Raw genomic sequence first — 994 nt, forward strand, 5'->3', positions numbered from 1 at the left:
CTGGATGACCCGACCAAGGCCGTCCATGATCTGCGTCGAGCTCACCGAGCTGTAGGTGTCCCCGGTGCCCACACCCACCAGGGCCGTCGTCGTCGTACTGGGCGGAACTACCTTGCCGCCGACGACACCCGGGATGGCGTAGGCGTAGGCGGTGTTGGGCGACAGGCCTGTCGCGCGGCCGGCCAGCCACACGCCGGTGGTCCGTCCCAGTGCGTCGTAGGAGACGTTGGTGGCACGATTGTTCGGGTCGGTTTCGGTCTTGGGCAAGGCTCGGGCGCTGTCGAGGGTGGTGACCGTGCTCCGACCGGTTGCCTGGTCGCCCGCTCCGGCAGGTGCCGGGCGGGTCACGGTGAGGCTGGTGGGCAGCTCACCCGCTTGGGGCGCGGAGTAGCTAGTGGCGACCACCGCTCCGCCCGTGTGGGCGTTGTCGGTCACCTTGGGATCGGTGACGGTGAGGACCTGCCCGTACTTGTCGTAGGTGAAGGTCGAGTTCACCGTGAAGTTGGAGCTTGTCCCGTTGAAGCCTTCGACGCTCTCGCTGGACGTCGGCTCGGCCTTGGCGCCAGCCTGGTCGAGCGCCTTGCCGTCGTAGTAGACGCGTGTCCACGACAGGGTGTTCTGCTCGGTCGCGGCCGCCGTGCACGCATTCGTGCCGCTGACAGTCGTCTGCTGCGAAATTAGAGCGGTGATCTGGGGGTCGGGGCCGACAGCGTAGGTTGTGCGATGGCAGATGTCAGGGGTTGCATCGGCGGTGGAGAGGGACGTCAGCGTGCGATTGTTCTGCGCTGGGTCACTGGTCGTGGTTGTGGTGCTGGTGCGCCATGATTTGTCAGCCGTGAGGGACTTTACTGTCGATACCGAGGTCGCCGCGCCGTAGCGGGCAATCAGGCCGGGCAAGCCGGTGCGGTCATGGGTGGCCGTCTGTTTGACAGGGCCGGAGGTCGTGCCGACCCTGGAGGCGATGATCGTGCCGCCGGCCTGGTCGTAGGTGTCG

At 66.8% G+C, this 994-nt stretch carries 1 pseudogene; it reads right to left on the reverse strand.

Annotated elements, in window-relative coordinates:
- A pseudogene (locus ABD323_RS41675) lies at nucleotides 1-994 on the reverse strand (hypothetical protein); the annotation flags it as partial.

It is taken from the genome of Kitasatospora nipponensis, from assembly GCF_039528135.1.
GTDB classification, from domain to species: Bacteria; Actinomycetota; Actinomycetes; order Streptomycetales; family Streptomycetaceae; genus Kitasatospora; species Kitasatospora nipponensis.